17 protein-coding genes are annotated in these 24,208 nt (G+C 53.1%); 10 read left to right on the top strand and 7 right to left on the bottom strand.

What is annotated here, in order from left to right:
- Positions 1-94 precede the first annotated feature (94 nt).
- Entirely contained in the window at positions 95-673 is a 579-nt protein-coding gene (locus ACUTQ5_RS04795) for a TetR/AcrR family transcriptional regulator (protein ID WP_445650308.1), read from the top strand.
- On the opposite strand, the gene ACUTQ5_RS04790 is transcribed toward ACUTQ5_RS04795, so the two are convergent.
- Both ACUTQ5_RS04790 and ompC read right to left on the bottom strand, forming a co-directional pair.
- Positions 667-1,083 carry a VOC family protein gene (locus ACUTQ5_RS04790; protein ID WP_445650307.1) on the bottom strand — a complete coding sequence of 139 codons (417 nt, stop codon included), beginning with the start codon at positions 1,081-1,083 and terminating at the stop codon, positions 667-669. The genes ACUTQ5_RS04795 and ACUTQ5_RS04790 overlap by 7 nt on opposite strands.
- A gap of 158 nt (positions 1,084-1,241) precedes the next feature.
- Entirely contained in the window at positions 1,242-2,372 is a 1,131-nt protein-coding gene (ompC, locus tag ACUTQ5_RS04785) for a porin OmpC (RefSeq protein ID WP_445650306.1), read from the bottom strand.
- 828 nt (positions 2,373-3,200) lie between these two features.
- Here ompC and ACUTQ5_RS04780 point away from each other — a divergent pair.
- The 3 genes from ACUTQ5_RS04780 to rcsB are packed head-to-tail and all read left to right on the top strand — an operon-like array spanning position 3,201 to position 7,722.
- Entirely contained in the window at positions 3,201-4,355 is a 1,155-nt protein-coding gene (locus ACUTQ5_RS04780) for an MFS transporter (protein ID WP_445650305.1), read from the top strand.
- Between the two features lie 21 nt (positions 4,356-4,376).
- Positions 4,377-7,079: a phosphotransferase RcsD gene (gene rcsD / locus ACUTQ5_RS04775; RefSeq protein WP_445650304.1), complete on the top strand. Its 2,703-nt coding sequence runs from the start codon at positions 4,377-4,379 to the stop codon at positions 7,077-7,079.
- Entirely contained in the window at positions 7,072-7,722 is a 651-nt protein-coding gene (gene rcsB / locus ACUTQ5_RS04770; RefSeq protein ID WP_004947156.1) for a response regulator transcription factor RcsB, read from the top strand. The genes rcsD and rcsB overlap by 8 nt, the downstream gene beginning before the upstream one ends.
- A gap of 50 nt (positions 7,723-7,772) precedes the next feature.
- Here rcsB and rcsC read toward each other — a convergent pair whose 3' ends face one another.
- Together rcsC and gyrA are read right to left on the bottom strand one after the other, a co-directional pair.
- Complete coding sequence (gene rcsC, locus ACUTQ5_RS04765) at positions 7,773-10,646, bottom strand: two-component system sensor histidine kinase RcsC (RefSeq protein WP_445650303.1); 2,874 nt, start codon at positions 10,644-10,646, stop codon at positions 7,773-7,775.
- A gap of 160 nt (positions 10,647-10,806) precedes the next feature.
- Complete coding sequence (gyrA, locus tag ACUTQ5_RS04760; RefSeq protein ID WP_445650302.1) at positions 10,807-13,455, bottom strand: DNA topoisomerase (ATP-hydrolyzing) subunit A; 2,649 nt, start codon at positions 13,453-13,455, stop codon at positions 10,807-10,809.
- Between the two features lie 212 nt (positions 13,456-13,667).
- Between gyrA and ubiG the strand changes: the two genes are divergently transcribed.
- From ubiG to yfaE, 4 genes are all read left to right on the top strand, one after another.
- Positions 13,668-14,393, top strand: coding sequence for a bifunctional 2-polyprenyl-6-hydroxyphenol methylase/3-demethylubiquinol 3-O-methyltransferase UbiG (gene ubiG, locus ACUTQ5_RS04755; RefSeq protein WP_135317314.1), 726 nt, complete (start codon positions 13,668-13,670; stop codon positions 14,391-14,393).
- A 437-nt stretch (positions 14,394-14,830) separates the two neighbouring features.
- Positions 14,831-17,119, top strand: a complete 2,289-nt coding sequence (nrdA, locus tag ACUTQ5_RS04750) for a class 1a ribonucleoside-diphosphate reductase subunit alpha (protein ID WP_174353843.1) — start codon at positions 14,831-14,833, stop codon at positions 17,117-17,119.
- 70 nt (positions 17,120-17,189) lie between these two features.
- Positions 17,190-18,320, top strand: a complete 1,131-nt coding sequence (nrdB, locus tag ACUTQ5_RS04745; RefSeq protein WP_445650301.1) for a class Ia ribonucleoside-diphosphate reductase subunit beta — start codon at positions 17,190-17,192, stop codon at positions 18,318-18,320.
- A 3-nt stretch (positions 18,321-18,323) separates the two neighbouring features.
- Positions 18,324-18,584, top strand: coding sequence for a class I ribonucleotide reductase maintenance protein YfaE (gene yfaE, locus ACUTQ5_RS04740; RefSeq protein WP_445650300.1), 261 nt, complete (start codon positions 18,324-18,326; stop codon positions 18,582-18,584).
- A 61-nt stretch (positions 18,585-18,645) separates the two neighbouring features.
- On the opposite strand, the gene ACUTQ5_RS04735 is transcribed toward yfaE, so the two are convergent.
- Positions 18,646-18,798, bottom strand: coding sequence for a Hok/Gef family protein (locus tag ACUTQ5_RS04735; RefSeq protein WP_135317318.1), 153 nt, complete (start codon positions 18,796-18,798; stop codon positions 18,646-18,648).
- A gap of 227 nt (positions 18,799-19,025) precedes the next feature.
- The gene (locus ACUTQ5_RS04730; RefSeq protein WP_445650299.1) at positions 19,026-20,222 is read right to left on the bottom strand and encodes a nicotinamide mononucleotide deamidase-related protein YfaY; all 1,197 of its coding nucleotides are present in this window, start codon (positions 20,220-20,222) and stop codon (positions 19,026-19,028) included.
- A gap of 244 nt (positions 20,223-20,466) precedes the next feature.
- Here ACUTQ5_RS04730 and tyrP point away from each other — a divergent pair, with 244 nt between their 5' ends.
- A complete protein-coding gene (gene tyrP, locus ACUTQ5_RS04725) occupies positions 20,467-21,675 on the top strand; it encodes a tyrosine transporter TyrP (protein ID WP_445650298.1) in 1,209 nt (402 codons plus the stop codon).
- Between the two features lie 208 nt (positions 21,676-21,883).
- On the opposite strand, the gene ACUTQ5_RS04720 is transcribed toward tyrP, so the two are convergent.
- Positions 21,884-22,426: a YfaZ family outer membrane protein gene (locus ACUTQ5_RS04720; protein ID WP_445650731.1), complete on the bottom strand. Its 543-nt coding sequence runs from the start codon at positions 22,424-22,426 to the stop codon at positions 21,884-21,886.
- A gap of 327 nt (positions 22,427-22,753) precedes the next feature.
- Between ACUTQ5_RS04720 and katA the strand changes: the two genes are divergently transcribed.
- Positions 22,754-24,190: a catalase KatA gene (katA, locus tag ACUTQ5_RS04715; protein ID WP_445650297.1), complete on the top strand. Its 1,437-nt coding sequence runs from the start codon at positions 22,754-22,756 to the stop codon at positions 24,188-24,190.
- Positions 24,191-24,208 lie beyond the last annotated feature (18 nt).

The raw sequence follows: 24,208 nt of genomic DNA, 5'->3' as shown, positions 1-24,208 counted from the left end.
AATCAAGTAGACAGATTTGTCTACACAATTAAGCTAGCGCATGTAGACAGAGTTGTCTACAATCATTCCGGTCGATATTTCAGGAGATGTTTTGATGACTGTTGCCCCCAGCACTCTGCCGCCACGGCAGCGCATCTTGCAGACAGCACATGATTTGTTTTACCGCGATGGCATCCGCGCAACCGGCATCGATCGCATCATCAGCGAGTCAGGCGTAGCCAAGGTCACGTTTTATCGTCATTTCCCCAGTAAAAATGAGCTGATTGAGGCGTTTCTGGCCTACCGCCACGAGCGGTGGCTGAGCTGGTTCAACCGCTCTCTAGAGCAACAGGTCGCACGGTCAGGGGATGTGATGCTCGCTTTGGTGCCCTGCCTTGAAGAGTGGTTCAGCAGTCCACATTTCCGCGGCTGTGCTTTTATCAATACGGCGGTGGAGCTGGCGGATATGTTACCGGAGAGCCTAAAAATCGCGTGCCGGCATAAGAATCAGATGGCCGAACTCATTGCCAGCCACCTGCCCACAAGCCCTGAGCGGGAACAGCGAGCGGAAATGCTGTCTATGCTGATCGACGGAGCCATCGTCAAGGTGCAAATTGAGCAGCAAGCCCATAATTCGCTGCTGCTACTGAGTGAAATGCTAAAAACTTTGGCTGCCGCCTGGAAGCATCAGTAATTAGCCCAAATCCCCGGTGTTACCAGCTCGAGTAAATGATGATCGGGGTCGCGGAAATAAATACTCTCGCCACCGTGTTCCCAATTCATGCGCCCTTCTATCTCTATGCCATGTGCCGCCAGATGTTGTTCCCAATGCGGCAGCTGTTCTTTGGCGACTGCCAGCCCAATATGCAGCGGCCCGCTGCCGTCATGCGGGGGGATATAGCCTTCCGGATACCGTGCCCCTTTGACCGAGTCGCCTTCAATAAACAGCAGCAATACGCTTTGTTGGCCCACGTCATAGGCGCGAAAACGCTCGTTGGCCACCATCGGTGACAGCTTTAATACCTGCTGATAAAAAACCGCAGCCCGCTCGATATCCTTGACGTACAGTACCGTTTCAATCACCCGATCTATCTTGAGTTCCATATTAACCTCCTGATTTCTCTCTACGGCGAAAGTGTAGGTAACCCCCTGTACATCAGAATGGCAATCCGTGCCGCGAAAATGCCAATTTGTGCCAAAGCGCAGGCATAAAAAACGCGGCCCGAAGGCCGCGTAATCACATTCACACTCTGTTGCTTAGCTTAGAACTGGTAAACCAGGCCCAAGGCAACCACGTTGTCGGTGTTGATACCGGCAGACTTGGTGAAGTCGTTGTCGTCCAACAGGTTGATTTTGTAGTCAACGTAGGTGGACATGTTTTTGTTGAAGAAGTAGGTCGCACCCAGATCCACAAATTTGACCAGATCTTCGTCGCCGTAATCCTTGCCGTTAGCGGCCAGACCCAGGTTTTTACCTTTGGTTTGGTTATAACCAACGAATGGACGCAGACCGAAGTCAAACTGGTAGTGTGCGTAAGCTTCGATACTTTGCGCCTTGTTGGCATAACCGTAAGCATCGCTGCTGGTAGAACCAAAGCGTGCGGCATTGTAAGACTGGGTGAACATCACGGCCAGGTAAGCGTCGTTGGCGTCATATTTCAGACCGCCAGAATAACCTTCAGCACGATCGCCACGGCCCATGATGTCGCTGTATACGCCACTGCCATTTTGCTCGCTGGTACGTTTGGAGCTAAAGAAGGCACCTGCAGCGCTGATGCCATAGCCGATGTCGTAGTTCACCGACATGCCGTAGCCGTCGCCGTTTTGATTGAGAACTTCACGGCCGTTGTTAGACTCTTCGCCGTTGCCGTTTTTACCCTGGTACTGCAGAGCAAAGTTCAGGCCGTCGACCAGACCAAAGAAGTCGGTGTTACGGTAAGTTGCCAAACCGCTGGAACGTTGGAACATGAATTGGTCGGCACCGTAAGTGGAGCCATCGAACTCTGGCTGCAAGTCGGTATAAGCGGCAACGTCATACAGCACGCCGGTGTTACGGCCGTAGTCAAATGAACCGTAATCGCCAAACTTCAGGCCAGCAAAGCCGTAACGGGTAAAGTTCTTGTTGTCTTGGCTTTCAGCGCGGTTGAGGTTTGCCTGATATTCCCATTGACCATAACCGGTCAACTGGTCGCTGATTTGTGTTTCGCCACGCAGGCCGAAACGCATATAAGACATGTCGCCATCGGAGCCATTGTTGTCAGAGAAATAGTGAAGACCATTGATCTTGCCGTACAGATCCAGTTTATTGCCGTCTTTATTGTAGATTTCCGCCGCGCCTGCTGTGCCTGCAACCAGCAGTGCGGGTACTATCAGAGAGAGTACTCGAAGTTTCATCGTTATTATCCTCATTAATTATGTCGAGCTATGGCCACTGCCCTTTTGAGCATTATTAGCACGACTGTGCATTACCATTCTGGTAACAAGGGTTATATTAATCCAGAAAGAAAATGATACCAAGTATCCGATAGTGTTTCAGCATGATTAATAAAGGTTTCAAAATGTAAATTTGCGCGAACTCCCACAAAACATTACAGACATGAAAAATAAAGCACATAATGACAAAAAATACATTTATAGATATAAAATCATATATTTATACAAAACCTTAAGAAAAAAAAGACCGGTATACAAAAGACATTATCAATAAGCACATTGTGCCAAAATATTCTAAGAACGCTGACGTTATAATAACCCCGCTATCATCATTATTTTCATTATTACCTTCATTATCTGTAAGATAATTTTTGTACACTTCGACCGGCTTATGGCCGGTTTTTTTATTGTCTGAAACCCTCACCACAATTCACCATAATGCGCACTTTTTGCCAAAAAATAATCACGCAAAGATATTATCCCCACAATTAAATTTCGCACAAATTGCTAATTTATTAACCTAAATCAGGCTACAGGTTAATCGCTTTAATTAGGAAAGCGTTTTAATGCTAAAGTGTCTGCAATCTGAGCTGGCATTCTGTTCGATACAGCAATATTGGCCCCCTCTCTTTTGCTAGTCTGGGAAAATATCCAGCCCCCTTGCTCAGGTCATTACCTTGTGACCAGAACCGCGGGCGAGCGCAAATCCTTTCGACCCGGATCGCGGATTGTGATAAAAACACTCCATAACTTTCAGCCCGCATTTCCACAATAGATCCTGATGCCCACATGACTTCCACCTTGTGTAATGAACAGCAGAAACCTGGCGTCCCGGCACAGGTCGCAACACGTTTGGCTTTTTTTGTCGCCGGCTTCGGCATGGCCGCCTGGGCTCCCTTGGTCCCCTTCGCCAAAGCGCGTATCGGCATAGACGACGGCTCCTTGGGTTTGCTTCTGCTGTGCATTGGCGCAGGTTCGATGTTGGCTATGCCACTTACCGGCTTCCTGACCGGCAGGTTGGGCTGTCGCCCGGTGATCCTGCTTGCCGGGCTTGCACTGTGTATTGATTTGCCCCTGTTGGTCCTGATGGACACCACCACCGGTATGGCACTGGCCCTACTGTTGTTTGGTGCAGCAATCGGCATGATCGATGTGGCGATGAACATACAGGCGGTAGTGGTCGAGCGCGCCAGCGGCAAAGCAATGATGTCCGGTTTTCACGGTTTCTTCAGCGTTGGCGGCATTGCCGGCGCCGGCGGTATTAGTGTGATGCTGTGGCTGGGGCTGTCGCCTTTACTGGCAACATGGGTCGCCGTATTGACCATTGCCGCATTGCTGATACTGGCCAGTCGCAATTTGTTGCGTGAAAGCGGCGGTGACGAAGGTGGCCCCATGTTTGTGCTGCCACGCGGTTGGGTGATGTTCATTGGCATCCTGTGCTTCATCATGTTCCTGGCAGAAGGCTCGATGCTCGACTGGAGCGCCCTGTTTCTCACCACCCTGCGAGGCGTTGACCACAGCCAGGCCGGGTTGGGCTATGCGCTGTTCTCCATCACCATGACTCTTGGCCGACTAAACGGCGATCGGGTGGTGAATACGCTGGGCAGATATAAGGTGTTGCTGCTGGGCAGCCTGTGCGCGGCCATTGGCCTGAGTCTGGCCATTATCTTCAACAACGCCATGGTTTCACTGATTGGTTTTATGCTGGTGGGCCTCGGTGCTTCCAACGTGGTACCGATCCTGTTCAGTGCTGCCGGGAACCAGCAGGATATGCCGGCCAATCTGGCCATCGCCTCAGTGACCACCGTAGGCTACGCCGGCATCCTCGCCGGACCGGCGCTGATTGGATTTATCGCTCAGTTCTCCAGCCTTACGGTGGCTTTTGCCTGCGTTGCAGTTTTACTCCTGGTGGTCACCGCCAGCGCCCGGGCGATAACCCGTTGATTCAGGAATGCGCAATCAACTATGCAAAATAAACAACTGACCATCAGCTCAAGCAATATTACCCGCTGCTTCCTGCTATTTTCCGTACTGCTGACGATTGCCATCGGCCTGTACGGCTACAACTATACCAACGCCTGGCTGGCGGAAAAAAAATACGCCCTGAACAGCATCGCCAACGGCCTGCAAAAGCGCATCGACAACTACCGTTACGTCACCTATCAGATTTACGACAAGTTCGGTAATGCGCCTTCATTGAATGTCGATCCCAGCTTGCAGGAAACCCGACTGCGCCCGGACGTTTACTACCTGGAGAAACCGCATAAAAAAACCGACGCGGTTATTTTTGGCAGTCATGAAGAAGGCACCCTGGCGATGATCGCCAATATTTCAGACTATCTGGATGCCCGCTGGGGGGCCAAGACTGAAAATTACGCCATGTATTACCTTAACGGTCAGGATAACAGCCTGAGCCTAATCACCACTCAGCCGTTAAAAGAACTGGCCTCACGCTTCAAAGAAAGCTATCTGACGACCTCGGCAGAGGACCGCCGGGCTGAAATGCTGCAACAGGCCAATATGCTCGATGAGCGTGAAAGCTTCTCTGCCTTGCGCAAACAGCGCTTCCAGAACACCTATTCGTTCTCTATCCGCACTACTTTTAACCAACCGGGGCATTTGGCCACGGTGATCGCCTTCGATCTGCCGATTAACGACATCATCCCCATTAATATGGCACGGTCCAACTTTATGCTGCTGCCTGATGATAGCAGCATGGACGACGGTACCTTGCCGATCGATAGCGCGACCAGCTCTGGCATTTCGATGAGCGGCAATTGGGTGGAGTTCAGCGCTTCCCTGCCTAATGCATCACTGAAAGTGGTTTACCGTGTTTCTGCTATCAGCCTGGCGATTGACCTGCTGCGGAATAATATCTGGCTGATCGCCATCAATCTGTTGCTATTGGCGTTGTCATTGGTGGGCATTTACTTTATCCGTCGCCAATATATCCGCCCGAGCGAAAACATGGCGGTTGAGCTGGAAGCCGAGCGGGCACTGAATCAGGAAATCATCGCCAGCCTGCCTTCAGGCCTGCTGGTGTACAACTTCGCCAGCAATACGGTCATCGCCAGTAACAAGATCGCCCAGCACCTGCTGCCACACCTCAGCCTGCAAAAAATCGCCCATATGGCCGAACAGCATCACGGCGTGATTCAGGCGACGGTAAACAACGAAGTGTATGAAATCCGCATCTTCCGCAGCCAGCTGTCGCCGGAAACTTACCTGTTCCTGCTTAACGATCAGGACAAGGAAGTGATGGTCAATAAACGTTTGCAGCAGGCACAACGCGAGTACGACAAGAACGTGCAGGCACGCAAACTGATGTTGCATAATCTGGGCATTGAGCTGAATCAACCGGTCCAGCAAATGCACGATTTGGTCGATCGCCTGCGCACGCAAGCAGATGAAGAACAACAGCAAGCGCTGCAAAAGCAACTGGCGGTTCAATCGTCAACGGTGCTGGGGCTGATTGAAAATATCACCCTGCTCACGCGGTTGGAAACCCAGGACTGGCAGCCTTCGCGTCATCCCTTCAGCCCATCGGCCCTGATAGATGAATTGCTGCAGGAAGCCCTGCCGTCCATCAATCAAAAAGGCCTGTCGCTGTTCAACCATTTCCATCTTGACGTTGAACAGCAATATATCGGCGATGCCAACGCACTGCGCAAGGTGATCTCGCTGCTGGTGCATTACGCCATTATCACTACCACCTGCGGCAAGATTTCGCTGGTGATCGATCATGAGCCCGATCACCCCGATCGCCTGGTATTCCATATCAATGACACCGGTTCGGGCATTTCCAACGAAGAAATCAGCAACCTGAATTACCCGTTCCTCAGCCAAACGCTGGTGGACCGCTTTGATCATGGCTCCGGTCTCACCTTCTTCCTGTGTAATCAACTGTGCAAAAAGCTTAACGGCCAGTTGGATATCCGCAGCAAGATAGATATCGGCACTCGCTACACCATCCGCGTCCCTATGGAGATGGAGAAAAAAGAGACGGAGGCGCAGGAAAAACTGCTCGACGGTGTAACCGCCTTGCTGGACATTACTTCTGAGGAAATACGGAGCATTGTCACCCGCCTGCTGCACGCCTATGGCGCGAGTTGCATCGTTGCTGACGAGCGTCAGATTAATCGCGACTACGACGTATTGTTGACCGATAACCCGCAAAGAGCAGATGATTACACCCTGCTGCTGACCAGTGATGAGGCCGGATGGCAACGGCTTGAAAAACGGTATATTCGGGTGAACTATAACCTGAGTGGTGCCATGATCGACGCCGTATTGATGCTGATTGAGCAGCAAATGGCCGCATTGGAACAGCAGGAAAGTGCATTATCACTGACCGCAGATGACATCCAACTCTATGAAAAACAATTGAAATCAAGTGATTACTATGGCCTATTTATTGATACAGTACCCGACGATGTCAAAAAACTGTATACTGAGGCGGGCAGCAGTGATTTCAATGCTCTGTCACAGACAGCACACCGCCTGAAAGGCGTGTTTGCCATGTTAAATCTGCTTCCCGGCAAGCAACTGTGTGAATCGTTAGAACAGCACATCGCAGACGGTGATGCGCTCAAGATCGAGAATAACATCAGTCAGATTGATTTTTTCGTCAGTAGACTGCTGCAGCAAGGTAGCCAACAACATGAATAACCTGAACGTAATTATTGCTGATGACCATCCTATCGTACTGTTTGGCATCCGGAAGTCACTTGAGCAAATTGAATGGGTAAATGTCGTTGGGGAGTTTGAAGACTCAACAGCACTGATCAACAATCTGTCCAAACTGGATGCAAACGTCCTGATCACCGACCTTTCGATGCCAGGCGATAAGTATGGCGACGGCATTACGCTGATCAAATACATCAAACGCCATTATCCGCAGTTGTCGATCATCGTTCTGACCATGAACAACAACCCGGCCATTCTTAGCGCCGTGTTGGATCTGGATATCGAAGGCATCGTGTTGAAACAGGGGGCGCCGACCGACCTGCCGAAAGCGCTGGCCGCACTGCAGAAAGGCAAGAAATTCACGCCGGAAAGCGTCTCCAAACTGTTGGAGAGGATCAGCGCCAGTGGTTACGGTGACAAGCGTCTGTCACCAAAAGAGAGCGAAGTATTGCGCCTGTTCGCCGAAGGTTTCCTGGTGACCGAAATCGCCAAGAAGCTCAATCGCAGCATCAAAACCATCAGCAGCCAGAAGAAATCGGCGATGATGAAGTTGGGTGTTGAGAACGATATTGCGCTGCTCAACTACCTCTCGTCCGTCAGCATGGCACCGCTGGACAAAGAGTAAAATCCCGGTAGTTAACAGAGGGCGTGGCATTATGCCGCGCCCTTTTGCTTTCAGGCGTCCTCAGATTCAGCGCGCATGCGGCGAACCTGTTGGCTGTAATACCCTAATGTCTGTTCCAGCGTTTCCAGGGTCACCGGCTTAGACAGGCAGTTATCCATCCCGGCCTCAATACAGCGCTGTTTTTCTTCCGCCAGGGCATTTGCCGTCACGCCGATGACCGGAGCGGTAAAGTGCATATGGCGCAGGCGTTGGGTCAAACGGTAGCCATCCATATTAGGCATGTTGACGTCGGTCAGCACGATGTCGACGGTATTGCGATTCAACACGTCGAGCGCATCAACCCCATCATTGGCCGTCACTACCTGATAACCCAGCGAGCCAAGCTGGTCGGACAGCAACCGACGGTTAATCGGGTGGTCATCCACCACCAGCAAATGAATATCCCCATTGTCTACCCTGTTGGCCTTGGCCGGCAACGGCAATTGCATCAGAGTATTGCCACTTTCATCACGGGTACCAAACAAGCGGTTGAGCAGCGCCAGGGTTTCACGCGGCGTCGAGGTACTGTGCATCCAATAGCCCGGTCGGGTTTCCTGAGACGGGCCGATATGCTCAATAGAGAACTGGATCTGCGCCAGCAGCGGTGTATTGATCATCAACGGGTGATCGCTGAGCATCACATCCCCTGCCGCAGTATCCTGCCCCTGATGACGCAGTACCGTCGCGCCATAGCCGCCAAGAACCTCCATCAGATAACTTTCCAACCGCTGGTTACGGATAGCCAACCACAGAGTTTTACCTTGCCAGGTATCACTGGGCTGCGGGATCGGGAACTGGGCGTTAAACAGCGGAATGCGGATAGTGAACAGGCTGCCTAATCCCGGCTCAGACTCAACGGCAATATCGCCATCCATCATATTGATCAGCTTTTCGCAAATCGCCAACCCCAGCCCGGTGCCCTGGAAATGGCGTTGCACGCCACTGCCCACCTGGAAGAACGGATCAAACAGGCGGGTAATTTCTTTCTCCGGGATGCCGACCCCAGTATCACGAACGCTAAACTCCAGATAGCTGCCGCGCGTACACACCTGCAGAATGATGCAGCCGGTATCGGTAAACTTAATCGCGTTGTTCAACAAATTGGACAGTACCTGCTGCAACCGTACCGGATCGCCGGAAATGCGCTCCGGTACGTTCTGTTCGATAAAACAGTACAACCCCAGTCGCTTCTTCACCACCAGCGGCAAATAGTTGCCGGCGATATGGGTGATCACCTCCAGGCAGGAGAACTCTCGCGGTTCAATCTTCAGTTGCTCGGATTCGATTTTGGAGAAATCCAGTATATCGCTGATGATCTTCAACAACAGCCCGGACGAGTTATTCATCGCATTGACCAATCGGTCAACGCCTTGGGGTAGCGCCTTGGTTTGCAACAAATCGAGGTTACCGATGATGCCGTACAGCGGGGTACGCAATTCGTGGCTGACGGTCGCCAGGAACATCGATTTGGATTGGCTGGCCTGCTCCGCCGCTGCCGCCATCTCCTGCAGCGACTCTTCCATTTTCACGCGGGCGCTGACATCCACCAGCACACAGATCGCCACATCCTCGTTGCGGTAACGGGAATGAACAAAGCTGATTTGCAGGTTATTGTTATTACTGGTCATCACATCGACAAAATTCACCTGCTGTTCGCAGATGATGCGCGTAATGCGGTCACGATCTTCGTGAGTCAGCAGGTTGATGTAGTTATGCGCCAATTCATTACTCAGAATGTTGGTGCCGTCGCTGATACGCAAAATACAAATCCCCACCGGCGCCGAGGCGACAATCTTGCGGTTGAACTGTTCATGTTCCTCCAGCCGGAAGGCGTTGTCTTCTGCCGGCAGGAACATTTTGCGCTCAAACAGCCAGGCCAGGCTGAATAACACAATGGCGGACAATATATTCAGCAGCACCGCATTGAGGATCAGCATCCTGAAGCGCTCAACCACCGTCTTCACCGGCACAGAATAAACAATACTGAGCGACGACGGCGGCAGCGCTTTTTTCATGATCAGGTCGCGGTAATTATCAACATAACCAAAGTAAGCCGGCTCGTCCGGATAGCTGTTGGGTGCTTGTACATCTCGCTCATCATCCGCCAGCCGCAGTATCGGTTGGTTATTCTCATCCAGCAGGGTTACGCCGGTTGGCAAGCTGCCTGCGGTGACAAAGTCCTCAAGGCGAATGGTTTGCTCAATACCCAGCAACGCCTCCAGCTTGTTACCAATATAAATAGGCGTCAGTACATACAGATAACCGACATCCGGCCGCTGCTGGCTTGGGCTGATCCAGTACAGATTATTGTCTTTGTCCTGGTTCTTGGCATTACGGTATTTAAGGATGCGCTCATGCAGAGTTTTCAGCGCGTCGGCTCGATTGGCCACGCCGCTGCTGCTGCCGCCAAACTCCGCCATGCACAGCGTATCGCCGTCGATGAAAAACACCCGGTTGAGATCGTAGGCCGCGACGAAGTTCTCTTTCCAATACTGGATCAACCCGCTCAGAGAATTGAGCGAGCTGCGGTAGGTGGTATTCAGTGAGCAACTAGACTCTGGATACAGCGGCACAAACTCCAGCGGACTATTTTTGCCGGGAAAGATGCCGCTAAACATGTCCATGCTACTAACTGAACCGTTGAGACGGTTTTCCGACATGTATTTGATATCACGAATGATATCAGCCGAATGACGGATATAGCCTTGAGCCTGATCGAAGTTCAGATTGTAGTCCTGCCGAATGTCAGACTCTTTCTGATGCAGGATATTCAGGATATAGAAGGTGGTGAGCAACGCCCCCAACGACCACAACATGATCGCCAGCACCCGGAACAAATAGCGGGATATCTTTAACGTGGTGCGAAAAGAAGCTAAATATTTCAATCGGATACCATACGAATGTCAGTGGCGACCAGCGCGTTCATGTCAGAACCGGGAGCTCTGGCTTGGATCCGGCAATTAAACCATAGAACTGAAAAAGGGCCTAGCATCGCTGCCAGGCCCTTGTTACCTCAGTGCCATAGGGGCTGCCAGCCCCTATGGCTTAGGCGTTGTCTTCTTCTGCGTCATCTGGCGCTTCAGAATCATCACCTTCGTCCAGCGGTGCAGCGTCTTCTTCTGCAACTTCCGCACCCGGTTCGAGGCTGTCCAGCTCTTCGTCTTCCACCGGCTCGGCTACACGCTGCAGACCGACGACGTTCTCGTCTTCCGCAGTACGGATCAGCGTAACACCCTGGGTATTACGACCCACCACGCTAACTTCCGATACGCGGGTACGCACCAGCGTGCCGGCATCTGTAATCATCATGATCTGATCGGTGGTATCCACCTGAACCGCACCAACCACCTGACCATTACGCTCACTCACCTTAATGGAGATAACCCCTTGGGTAGCGCGTGACTTGGTCGGATACTCGGTGACTGCGGTACGTTTACCGTAGCCGTTCTGAGTGACGGTCAGAATGTCGCCTTCACCGCGTGGCACAATCAGGGAAATAACGCTATCGCCTTCGCCCAGATTAATACCACGTACCCCGGTGGCAGTACGACCCATAGAACGCACCTGCGTTTCCGGGAAGCGAACCACTTTACCATTGGCAGAGAACAGCATGACTTCATTGCTACCGTCAGTCAGGTCAACACCAATCAACTCGTCACCCTCGTTGAGGTTAACGGCGATGATGCCGGCGCTGCGTGGGCGGCTGAAATCGGTCAATGCGGTTTTCTTCACGGTGCCGCTGGCGGTGGCCATAAACACGTGACGCCCTTCTTCATACTCGCGTACCGGCAGAATGGCGGTAATACGCTCATTGGCTTCCAGCGGCAGCAGGTTGACGATTGGGCGACCGCGCGCACCACGGCTGGCTTCTGGCAGTTGGTACACCTTCATCCAGTACAGGCGGCCACGGCTGGAGAAGCACAGGATCGTATCGTGGGTGTTGGCCACCAACAGACGATCGATAAAGTCTTCTTCTTTAATACGTGCCGCTGACTTGCCTTTACCGCCACGGCGTTGCGCTTCATAGTCGCTCAACGGCTGATACTTCACATAACCCTGGTGCGACAGCGTAACGACCACGTCTTCCTGGTTGATCAGGTCTTCGATATTAATATCTGACGTGTTGGCGGTGATCTCGGTGCGGCGGCCGTCGTTGTACTGCTCTTTGATTGCCACCAGCTCTTCGCGGATCACTTCCATCAGACGGTCCGGGTTTTCCAGAATAAAGATCAGCGCGGCAATCGCCGTCAGCAGCTCTTTATATTCGTCCAACAGTTTTTCATGCTCCAGGCCGGTCAGTTTCTGCAGACGCAGATCCAGGATCGCCTGAGCCTGCTGCTCGGTCAGATAGTATTTACCGTCACGGATACCGAACTCCGGCTCCAGCCACTCAGGGCGAGCGGCGTCGTCACCGGCGCGCTCCAGCATGGCAGCCACATTACCCAGATCCCAGGCTTGAGCCACCAACGCGGCTTTCGCTTCCGCAGGGGTTGGCGCACGGCGGATCATCTCGATAATCGGATCGATGTTCGCCAGTGCGATAGCCAGAGCTTCCAGGATATGGGCGCGATCGCGGGCTTTACGGAGTTCGAAGATGGTACGGCGAGTCACCACTTCACGACGGTGACGAACAAACGCCTGCAGAATGTCTTTCAGGTTCAGCAGTTTTGGCTGGCCTTGATGCAATGCCACCATGTTGATGCCGAAAGTGACCTGCAGTTGAGTCAACGAATACAGGTTGTTCAACACCACTTCGCCGACCGCGTCGCGTTTGATTTCAACTACGATGCGCATGCCGTCTTTGTCGGATTCGTCACGCAGAGCGCTGATGCCTTCCACGCGTTTTTCTTTGACCAGCTCGGCGATCTTCTCGATCAGACGCGCCTTGTTCACCTGATACGGGATCTCGTGAACAATGATGGTTTCGCGACCAGTTTTAGCATCGGCTTCTACTTCAGCGCGTGCGCGTAAGTAGATTTTGCCGCGCCCGGTGCGGTAAGCCTCTTCAATGCCGCGACGGCCGTTGATGATCGCCGCAGTCGGGAAGTCCGGCCCCGGGATGTGTTCCATCAGGCCTTCGATGCTGATGTTTTCATCATCGATATAGGCCAGGCAGCCGTTGATAACCTCTGACAGGTTATGCGGCGGAATGTTGGTGGCCATACCCACAGCGATGCCCGACGAGCCGTTTACGAGCAGGTTCGGGATCTTGGTTGGCATGACGGCTGGGATCTGCTCGGTGCCATCGTAGTTAGGCACGAAGTCGACGGTTTCTTTTTCCAGATCCGCCAGCAGTTCGTGAGCAATTTTGGACATGCGCACTTCGGTATAACGCATCGCCGCAGCGGAGTCGCCATCGACAGAACCGAAGTTACCCTGACCGTCCACCAGCATATAGCGCAGTGAAAACGGTTGAGCCATACGCACAATGGTGTCGTAAACCGCGCTGTCACCGTGTGGGTGATATTTACCGATTACGTCCCCAACGACACGGGCCGATTTCTTGTATGGTTTATTCCAGTCGTTACCCAATACACTCATCGCGAACAAAACGCGACGGTGCACCGGCTTCAGTCCATCACGAACATCTGGCAGCGCACGTCCGACAATTACGGACATCGCGTAGTCCAGATACGAGTTTTTCAACTCGTCTTCGATGTTTACCGGTGTGATTTCTCTGGCAAGGTCGCTCATGGAGCTGCTATCCCTCTACTAATGATTCATCTGCCCGCTGCCATAGTGGCAAAGGTGTAAAACTATATCACAAAGCACGCTTTACGGGAAAATAACCGCCGCTGTTTAACTTAAATTGTGCATATATGTGCAGTAAAAATGCATCAGCACAGACGGTGCTGCGCCGGAACATGTATAATCCGCGCAACGAGAACCAGGAGCCAAATACGCCCATGAATGCAGAATCATCCAGCCAAGCGCAAAATGTAGACCATCATGAAATCGCCAAGTTCGAGGCCGTAGCCTCACGCTGGTGGGATTTGGAAGGTGAATTCAAGCCGCTGCACCGTATCAACCCGCTGCGTCTGAACTACATCCTGCAGCGTGCCGGCGGCATTTTTGACAAAACCGTACTCGACGTTGGCTGCGGCGGCGGCATTTTGGCGGAAAGCATGGCGCGCGAAGGCGCACAGGTCACCGGGCTGGACATGGGGGCCGAACCGCTGCAGGTTGCCCGGCTGCACGCACTGGAAACCGGCGTGAATGTGACTTACATCCAGGAAACGGTAGAAAGCCATGCGCAGGCCAACCCGCAACGCTATGACGTAGTAACCTGCATGGAAATGCTGGAGCACGTTCCCGATCCGGCCTCGGTGGTACGCGCCTGCGCTCACCTGGTCAAACCGGGTGGGCACGTGTTTTTCTCCACCATTAACCGCAACACCAAAGCCTGGCTGATGGCGGTAGTCGGTGCGGAATATATTCTGAAGATGGTGCCACAGGGTACCCATGACCATAAGAAATTCATCCGCCCTTCTGAGCTGATCGGTTGGGTTGATGGCACGCCACTGCGCGAAAAGCATATGATTGGCCTGCATTACAACCCAATCACCGACCATTTCAAGCTTGGTCGCAACGTCGATGTGAACTATATGGTACATACCCAGCACGAAGGTTAAGCCTGCCAAACCGCGCCGGGACTGGCTTGCCAGTTCCGGTACGCCGATAACATTAAGATAAATACCCAATTTTTCCGCTTTCGATCAAAATCGCCGTTGTAAACAGTTTTTAAGAATATTAAATCAGATCAATATGCCGATTTTTTCTAACGTTTAATAAAGCGGCAAACGATCACGTTTTTCTGATTCTAGGGAAATTCTTATCCCGCTTATTGACAAGCTTGTCGCGCCAGTCACAGCGCGCACTGCGAAAGACAAGTCACATTTCACCCCCAAGTTATCCACAAATTAGGCCACTTTTGTTCACTTGCAAACGCCCTGTTTTCTCACTATCTTGTTACCTCACCGACATACAACCCCTATATATAGTGTTTACATACTGAGCAGAGCTACTACACTTCTGCTTAGGGGCATCATACGGACAGGTAAAACACCACATGAACCAAAGTCTGCTTGTAACTAAACGCGATGGCCGTAAAGAGCGCATCAACCTCGACAAAATCCACCGCGTCATCGATTGGGCCGCGGAAGGGTTAAACAACGTCTCGGTTTCTCAAGTAGAGTTGCGTTCCCATATTCAGTTTTATGACGGCATCAAAACTGCTGATATTCATGAAACCATCATCAAAGCTGCAGCCGATCTGATCTCGCGCGACGCGCCGGACTATCAGTATCTGGCAGCACGCCTGGCCATTTTCCACCTGCGTAAAAAAGCTTACGACCAATTCGAGCCACCGAAGTTGCTCGCTCACGTAACGCGCATGGTAGAAATGGGCAAGTACGATAAGCATCTGCTGGAAGACTACAGCTCTGAAGAGTTCGAGCAGATGGACTCCTTTATCGATCACTGGCGTGACATGAACTTCTCCTACGCGGCCGTTAAACAGCTGGAAGGGAAGTATCTGGTACAGAACCGCGTTAGCGGCGAGATCTACGAGAGCGCTCAGTTCCTGTATATCCTGGTTGCCGCGTGCCTGTTCTCCAACTACCCACGTGATACCCGTCTGGACTACGTTAAACGTTTCTACGATGCGATCTCCACCTTCAAGATTTCTCTGCCTACACCAATCATGTCCGGCGTGCGCACCCCAACCCGCCAGTTCAGCTCTTGCGTGCTGATCGAGTGCGGCGACAGCCTGGATTCCATCAACGCCACCTCCAGCGCCATTGTGAAATACGTTTCGCAACGCGCCGGCATCGGCATCAACGCCGGCCGCATCCGTGCGCTGGGCAGCCCGATCCGTGGCGGTGAAGCCTTCCATACCGGTTGTATCCCGTTCTACAAACATTTCCAAACCGCGGTGAAGTCCTGTTCCCAGGGCGGCGTGCGTGGCGGTGCGGCCACTCTGTTCTACCCAATGTGGCATCTGGAAGTTGAAAGTCTGCTGGTGCTGAAAAACAACCGCGGCGTTGAAGGCAACCGCGTGCGCCACATGGACTACGGCGTGCAATTGAACCGCCTGATGTACCAGCGCCTGATCAAGGGCCAGGACATCACCCTGTTCAGCCCGTCTGACGTCCCGGGCCTGTATGACGCATTCTTCGCCGATCAGGACGAATTCGAACGTCTGTACACCAAGTACGAACAAGACGACAGCATTCGCCAGAAGCGTGTAAAAGCGGTTGAGCTATTCTCACTGATGATGCAAGAACGCGCCTCTACCGGCCGTATCTACATCCAGAACGTTGACCATTGCAACACCCACAGCCCGTTTGATCCGCAGATCGCACCGGTACGCCAGTCCAACCTGTGCCTGGAAATCGCCCTGCCGACCAAGCCACTCGATGACGTCAACGACGAAAACGGTGAAATCGCCCTGTGTACGCTGTCCGCCTTCAACCTCGGCGCCATCGAAAGCCTGGACGATCTGGAAGAGCTGGCTACCCTGGCGGTACGTGCGCTGGATGCCCTGCTGGATTACCAGGACTACCCAATCAAAGCCGCTCATCGTGGCGCCATGGGCCGCCGCACCCTGGGTATCGGCGTAATCAACTACGCTTATTACCTGGCGAAGAACGGCGTGCGCTACTCCGATGGCAGCGCCAATGCCCTGACCCACAAGACTTTCGAAGCCATTCAGTATTACCTGCTGAAAGCCTCGAACCGTCTGGCTCAGGAACAGGGCGCCTGCCCGTGGTTCAATGAAACCACTTATTCACAGGGCATCCTGCCGATTGACACCTACAAGAAAGATCTGGATGTCATCTGCCAGGAACCTCTGCACTACGACTGGGAAACCCTGCGTAAAGAGATCAAGGAAACCGGTCTGCGCAACTCGACCCTGTCGGCGCTGATGCCTTCGGAAACCTCTTCGCAGATTTCCAATGCTACCAACGGCATTGAGCCGCCGCGCGGGCATATCAGTATTAAAGCGTCGAAAGACGGCATTCTGCGCCAGGTGGTGCCAGAGTATGAGCGTCTGAAAAACGATTACGAACTACTGTGGGAAATGCCGAACAACGACGGCTACCTACAACTGGTCGGTCTGATGCAGAAATTTATCGACCAGTCGATCTCTGCCAACACCAACTATGACCCAACCCGTTTCCCGGGCGGCAAGGTGCCAATGAAGCAGCTGTTGAAAGACCTGCTGACTACCTACAAGTTTGGTGTCAAGACACTGTACTATCAGAACACCCGCGACGGTGCCGATGATATTCAGGAAGATTTGCTGCCGGCAAAGGGCGGCGATGATGACTGCGAAAGCGGCGCCTGCAAGATCTAAAGTTTGACACAGCGGGCCGGAACTCTTCCGGCCCCTTCTAATTCAGCACGGCACTAATGGATTCAGGCTTATGGCTTACACCACATTTTCTCAAAATAAAAACAACCAGTTGCTGGAACCGATGTTCTTCGGTCAGTCGGTTAACGTTGCACGTTTCGATCAGCAAAAACATGAAATCTTCGAAAAACTGATTGAGAAGCAACTGTCCTTCTTCTGGCGTCCGGAAGAAGTTGATGTTTCCCGCGACCGTATCGACTACCAGGCGCTGCCGGAACATGAAAAACACATTTTCATCAGCAACCTGAAATATCAGACGCTGCTCGATTCGATCCAGGGCCGCAGCCCGAACGTCGCCCTGTTGCCGCTGATCTCGATCCCGGAGCTGGAAACCTGGATAGAAACCTGGTCCTTCTCTGAGACCATCCACTCGCGTTCTTACACCCATATTATCCGTAACATCGTTAACGATCCGGCGCTGGTGTTTGACGACATCGTCACCAACGAAGAGATCCTCAAGCGCGCGAAAGACATCTCCGGCTACTACGACGAGCTGATCGAGATGACCGGCTACTATCATCTGCTGGGTGAAGGCACCCATCAGGTCAACGGCAAGACAGTGACCGTTACCCTGCGTGCCCTGAAGAAACAGCTCTATCTGTGCCTGATGAGCGTTAACGCACTGGAAGCAATCCGCTTCTACGTCAGTTTTGCCTGTTCATTTGCCTTCGCGGAACGTGAACTGATGGAAGGCAATGCAAAAATCATCAAGCTGATTGCCCGTGACGAAGCGCTGCACCTGACCGGCACCCAGCATATGCTGAACCTGATGCGTTCCGGCGAAGATGACCCTGAGATGGCGGAAATCGCCGTTGAGTGTCAGCAGCAGTGCTATGACCTGTTTGTACTGGCAGCCGAGCAGGAAAAAGAGTGGGCGGAATACCTGTTCCGTGACGGCTCGATGATCGGCCTGAACAAAGACATTCTGTGCCAGTATGTGGAATACATCACCAATATCCGCATGCAGGCAGTGGGTCTCGGCCTGCCGTTCGCCACCCGCTCTAACCCGATCCCATGGATCAACGCCTGGTTAGTGTCAGACAACGTTCAGGTAGCACCGCAAGAAGTAGAAGTCAGCTCCTACCTGGTCGGCCAGATCGATTCGGAAGTACACGCCGACGACCTGAGCGACTTCGAACTCTAAGCGATGGCATCATCAATCGTCACGTTGCGTGCCTCCGGCACGCAGCTATCCTGCCCGAAAAGTGAAAGCTGCCTGCTCGACGTACTGGAACTGCACGACGTGCAGGTAGAATACCAATGTCGCTCCGGCTATTGCGGCGCCTGTCGCCTGAAATTGATAAAAGGCGAAGTGACCTATCACCAGCAGCCGCTGGCGTTTATCAACGACGGCGAGATCCTGCCCTGCTGCTGCATGCCACTGACCGATATCGAACTGGAACTGTAAAAAGTTGGGTGCCTGAAACCGCGCCTAGAGACCAGAAGGCGGGGTTTCCCCCGCCCTATGATTACCGCTTCACATCACAAGCTAACCTGATCAAAATAGTGATACTTTCCTGATAGATTGCCAGCTCACACAGTGAACCTCTTATCATCCAGATAAATACCAAAATCGTAATACATACAACAGTTAACGAGTGAAACACATGCTTTAACCGCATGCTTGCCTCCTTGCTGTGAAGGGGCTACCATAACGGTGTCTAGGCGTTAGGGCAGCCCCATTCTGATTGATAGTCAGTTTGGGGCTTTCATCTATCCGCCTTGCCACACAATGCCCAAGACGAATAGTCTCAAGCACCCGCAGCGATCGTAGCAGCCTCTCCTCAACACGATAACCCCTTATAACATTATGATTAATAAGGGATATATCACTGCCATCAAGCATTCTCTACTCGATAATTTCGACGTTCTCCAGCCAGCCGTTTTTCCCACACACGGGTCCACCGTTCAGCCAACGCCGCAGCATATCCAATGCCAGCATTGCCACCGACTCCTGCCGCAGACGCAAGCCATGGCGCGCCGCCCGGTAGCGTACCGTCTGGCCGATCCCCCCCTTCGGCGTGTGCAACGCAACGCTCACCTGGTTGCCATTCATGGCACTGACCGCCAGTGCCAGTTGCGCCCCGGTCAGTTCCGCCAGTGAACGCGCACGGGCCAGTGTGGTTTCCAGCGTTTCCACACAATGCGACGGCAGCAACTCGCCACCGGCCAGCGGTGCGCCTTCGGTCTGCAACTGCAGATTGATCAATCCGGCGCTGAACTGTTCGCTCAGCGCCAGCTTCAACCCCAACTGGTTCAAGCGTTGCGTCAGCACTGCCGGCAAGCCGATAGTCCCCTCAAACAAGGTGTTGTCACCCGCCACCTGGCGTACCCGTTCCCAGGCCTGCTCCATCGCCGCACGCTGGCTGACCGGGCCGGTCAGCTTCAGCTCAATGATCGGGCTGGAGGATCGGTAACCGAGCACCACTTCCGGCGGCAGCGGCATGCCATCGAGTTCGGCGGCCAGATCGCTTTCGGAGGTACCAAAGGTGGTTAAACGCAAACACAGCGGCGCTGCCGGCAAGGTAAAGCGCTCGCGCAGGCGCGGGACAATTTGCTGTTCGACCATCACTTTGAATTCAGAAGGGACACCGGGGGTGAAGAACATCGTGCACCGGTTCAGCTTCAACGCAAAACCACAGGCGGTACCCACCGGGTTATCGAGCATCTCGGCGTTTGCCGGGATCTGCGCCTGTTTACGGTTGGAAGCCGCCATCGGTCGACCACGTTCGGCAAAATAAGCCTCCATACGCGCCAACCATTGGGCATGTTCCACCAGTTCAACACCACAAGCGCTAGCCGCCGCCAGTGCGCTGAGATCGTCACTGGTCGGCCCCAGACCGCCGTTAACGATCAGCACATCGGCGATGTGGCTACGTTCCAGTAATGTTTCGATCAAAGAGGAGAGGCTGTCCCCCACCGTTTCGCGACCGCTCATCGGCATACCCTGCTGGAACAGATAGTCTGCCAGCCAGGCGGCATTGGTATCTATAATTTGGCCGTGCAGCACCTCATCACCAGTGCTAAGCATCTCCACCCTTAACATTGATCTCTCCCACATTTTCTGATCATTCCACTATAGAAGCCTGTAAATAAGTTTTCACTACGCATTGCCGGTTAATTTCTGTTGAGGGCACTTTTTTGCGATATCACGTGGATCACTAGCGCGTAAACATAAGATTACATATGCCGTAACGCCTGTTTGACACAAAATAATCAATCATCTATCCTGCCGCACTTAGAATGATTTACCTATAATTTTCCAAAATCTTTGGCTGGTAGAGAAAAACGTGAAGAATCGCACGCTTGGCAGTGTTTTTATCGTGGCAGGAACCACCATTGGCGCAGGGATGTTGGCGATGCCACTGGCGGCGGCCGGTGTTGGCTTTGGCGTCACGCTGGGTCTGTTGGTCGGCCTGTGGCTGTTGATGTGTTATACCGCGCTGCTGCTGGTCGAGGTTTATCAGCATGAACAGGCGGATACCGGCCTCGGTACTCTTGCAAAGCGCTATCTTGGCGGCGGCGGGCAATGGCTGACCAGTTTTAGCATGATGTTCCTGATGTATGCCCTGACTGCGGCCTATATCAGCGGTGCCGGTGAATTACTGGCGGCCAGCATCAGCCAATGGACCTCGCAGGATTTCCCTACCACCCTCGGCGTGCTGCTGTTTACTCTGGTGGCGGGCGGCGTCGTCTGCATCGGCACCCATTCGGTCGACTTATTTAACCGCATCCTGTTCAGCGCCAAAGTGGTCTTCCTGATTGTGATGCTGGGCCTGATGTTGCCAAATATCCATCAAACCAACCTGATGACCCTGCCGCTGGAGCAAGGGCTGGCGCTGTCGGCCATTCCGGTGATTTTCACTTCGTTCGGCTTCCACGGCAGCGTGCCCAGCATTGTTAACTACATGGGCGGGAATATCCGCAAACTGCGCTGGGTGTTCATTATCGGCAGCGCCATTCCGCTGGTGGCCTATATCTTCTGGCAGTTGGCGACGCTCGGCAGCATCAGCTCCACCACTTTCGTCGGCATTTTGGCGCAGCAAGCCGGCCTGAACGGTCTGCTGCAGGCGGTACGCGACGTCGTGGCGTCCCCCCATGTCGAACTGGCAGTGCACCTGTTTGCCGATCTGGCGTTAGCTACCTCGTTCCTTGGGGTTGCACTCGGGCTGTTTGATTTTCTGGCCGACCTGTTTAAACGCCAGGACAACGTGCGTGGTCGTCTGCAGACCGGCGCCATCACTTTCTTGCCACCGTTGGCTTTCGCCCTGTTCTATCCGCGTGGCTTTGTATTGGCTCTGGGGTTTGCCGCCATTGCACTGGCGGTGCTGGCGTTGTTGCTGCCGTCATTGCTGGTGTGGAAAACACGTCAGCAGCATCGGGCAAAATACCGCGTCTGGGGTGGCACACCAGCACTGGCGCTGGTATTTGTTTGCGGAATAACGGTGATTGCCATTCAGTTGGGCATTGCCAGCGGCATTCTGCCGGCGGTAGGGTAATAGATAGAACCATTAAATAAAGGGGCCGCTTGGCCCCTCAGACTGATGACAAACCTCATTCCTGCCCAGAGCGAGTAGAGGCCGATAAATAAAAATCAGGAAAATCAATTTATTGATTTTCGGCTGCTCACCATAAAGCAGGAAAAACCACGCTTTTTCCTGCTTTGTCAGCAACCTAAGGGGCCGCTTGGCCCCTTTATTGTTGGTATCAGAAGCTCAGACCGACACCAATATACGGGCCATCGACCAAGGTGTTGTCACGACGTCCGTCCTTCCCTTCCATCTTCATGTAGCGATAACCCACATCCACGCTGAGCGGGCGGAAAACATTCCAACGCAGGCCACCGCTGGCCTCGTTATACGCCTTCACGCCGCTGGTCAGCGAATCCGGGGCAAAATAGCCTTCGCCATGCAGGCTGAAGTAACGGTTGATAGCCCAGTCCAGGCCGCCACCCAACGCCAATGCGCCGCCGTCACTGCCATCTTTCGGGCTTAGATACAACGCCTTCCCACCCACAGTGGCGGTCAACGGCCCCAGCGGCACACCGAAACTCAGCCCCAGGCTACCGACGTTGCCGTCATGATCGCTGCGCGCCCAGTTGCCGGTTATTCCCAAGCCAGAATTGCCGGTATCCTGGCCGAAACCAAGGTTGGTGTAATGCTGTCCGGCCTCGCCCGACAGGCTGAGTGCACTCGCTGCACCGGTCACAAACAACATACTTGCTGCGCAGGCGACCAAAGTTTTTTTCATCATCTATCCCTCTTGCTACTTCATCCATTACGAATGATATGAATTAACCCGTAATAATACCGTCACAAGTCTATACCAAAGCGCAGCCGGTCTTTAAGTGATAAATCCTTAATTAATCAAAGAAATGTAAATTTCTGAAAGCAAAAACCCCATTCCCTGAGGTAATGACAGCGATAACTCAGACCTATTTGCCGCAGGCGTCCAATAGGTCTACAACTAGTAATGGCATTGACCCAAGTCAAGGTGACAACGCCCTGCTAGATTATGATGATGAACACTTAATTCGCCCGAGTCTTCACTCGATTGCAATACGCTAAGGAGCAAGTGATGAGCAAGAAAGGATTAACTACCGCCGCCGGTGCCCCGGTTGTCGATAATAATAACGTGATCACCGCAGGCAAACGCGGCCCGATGCTGCTGCAGGACGTCTGGTTCTTGGAAAAACTGGCTCACTTTGACCGTGAAGTGATCCCCGAGCGTCGTATGCACGCCAAGGGCTCCGGCGCCTACGGCACTTTCACCGTTACCCATGATATTACCCAGTACACCCGCGCAAAAATCTTTTCTGAAATCGGCAAGCAAACCGATATGTTCACCCGTTTCTCCACCGTAGCCGGTGAACGTGGGGCTGCCGACGCCGAGCGGGACATTCGTGGTTTCGCCATGAAGTTTTATACCGAGGAAGGCAATTGGGATCTGGTGGGCAACGATACGCCGGTATTCTATCTGCGCGATCCGTTGAAATTCCCCGATCTCAACCACGTAGTCAAACGCGATCCGCGCACCAACCTGCGTAACACAACCTACAAATGGGACTTCTTCTCGCTGTTACCGGAAAGCCTGCATCAGCTGACCATCGACTTCAGCGACCGGGGTATTCCTAAATCCTATCGCCATATGCACGGCTTCGGCAGCCACACCTTCAGCTTTATCAATGCCAACAACGAGCGCTTCTGGGTGAAGTTCCACCTCCGCAGCGAGCAGGGTATTGAAAACCTGATGGATGATGAAGCGGAAGCGATTATCGCCAAAGACCGTGAGAGCTCACAGCGCGATCTGTACGAAGCCATCGAACGGGGGGACTACCCACGCTGGAAACTGCAAATTCAGATCATGCCAGAACACGAAGCCTCTCAGACCCCCTATAACCCGTTCGATCTGACCAAGGTATGGCCGCATGGTGACTATCCGCTGATCGACGTTGGCTTCTTCGAACTGAACCGCAACCCGGAAAACTACTTCTCGGAAGTGGAACAGGTGGCGGTGAACCCAGCCAACGTGGTGCCTGGCATCAGCTTCTCGCCAGACAAAATGCTACAGGGGCGCCTGTTCTCGTACGGGGATGCGCACCGTTACCGTCTGGGGGTCAACCACCATCAGATCCCGGTTAACAGCCCAAAATGCCCGTTCCACAACTATCACCGTGACGGTGCAATGCGCGTGGATGGCAACAGCGGCAACGGAGTAACCTACGAGCCGAACAGCTTCGGTATGTTCCAAGAGCAACCGGACTTCAGCGAACCCCCGTTGAGCATTGAGGGCGCTGCCGACCACTGGAATCACCGTGAAGACGATGATTACTACAGCCAGCCACGCGCGTTGTTCAACCTGCTGAGTGCCGAAGAGCACCAACGCATGTTCACCCGCATCGCCGGTGAACTGTCGCAGGTACCGGAGCAAATCCAACGTCGTCAGGTTGAATTGTTTACCAAAGTGCACCCGAATTACGGTGCCGGCGTAGCCAAGGCGTTAGGTCTGAAATAAACTCCGCTTCAACGCTCA

Source organism: Serratia sp. NA_112.1 (assembly GCF_052691715.1).
Note: the sequence above shows the minus strand (reverse complement) of the source record. Positions and strands in the feature narration are given on the sequence as shown.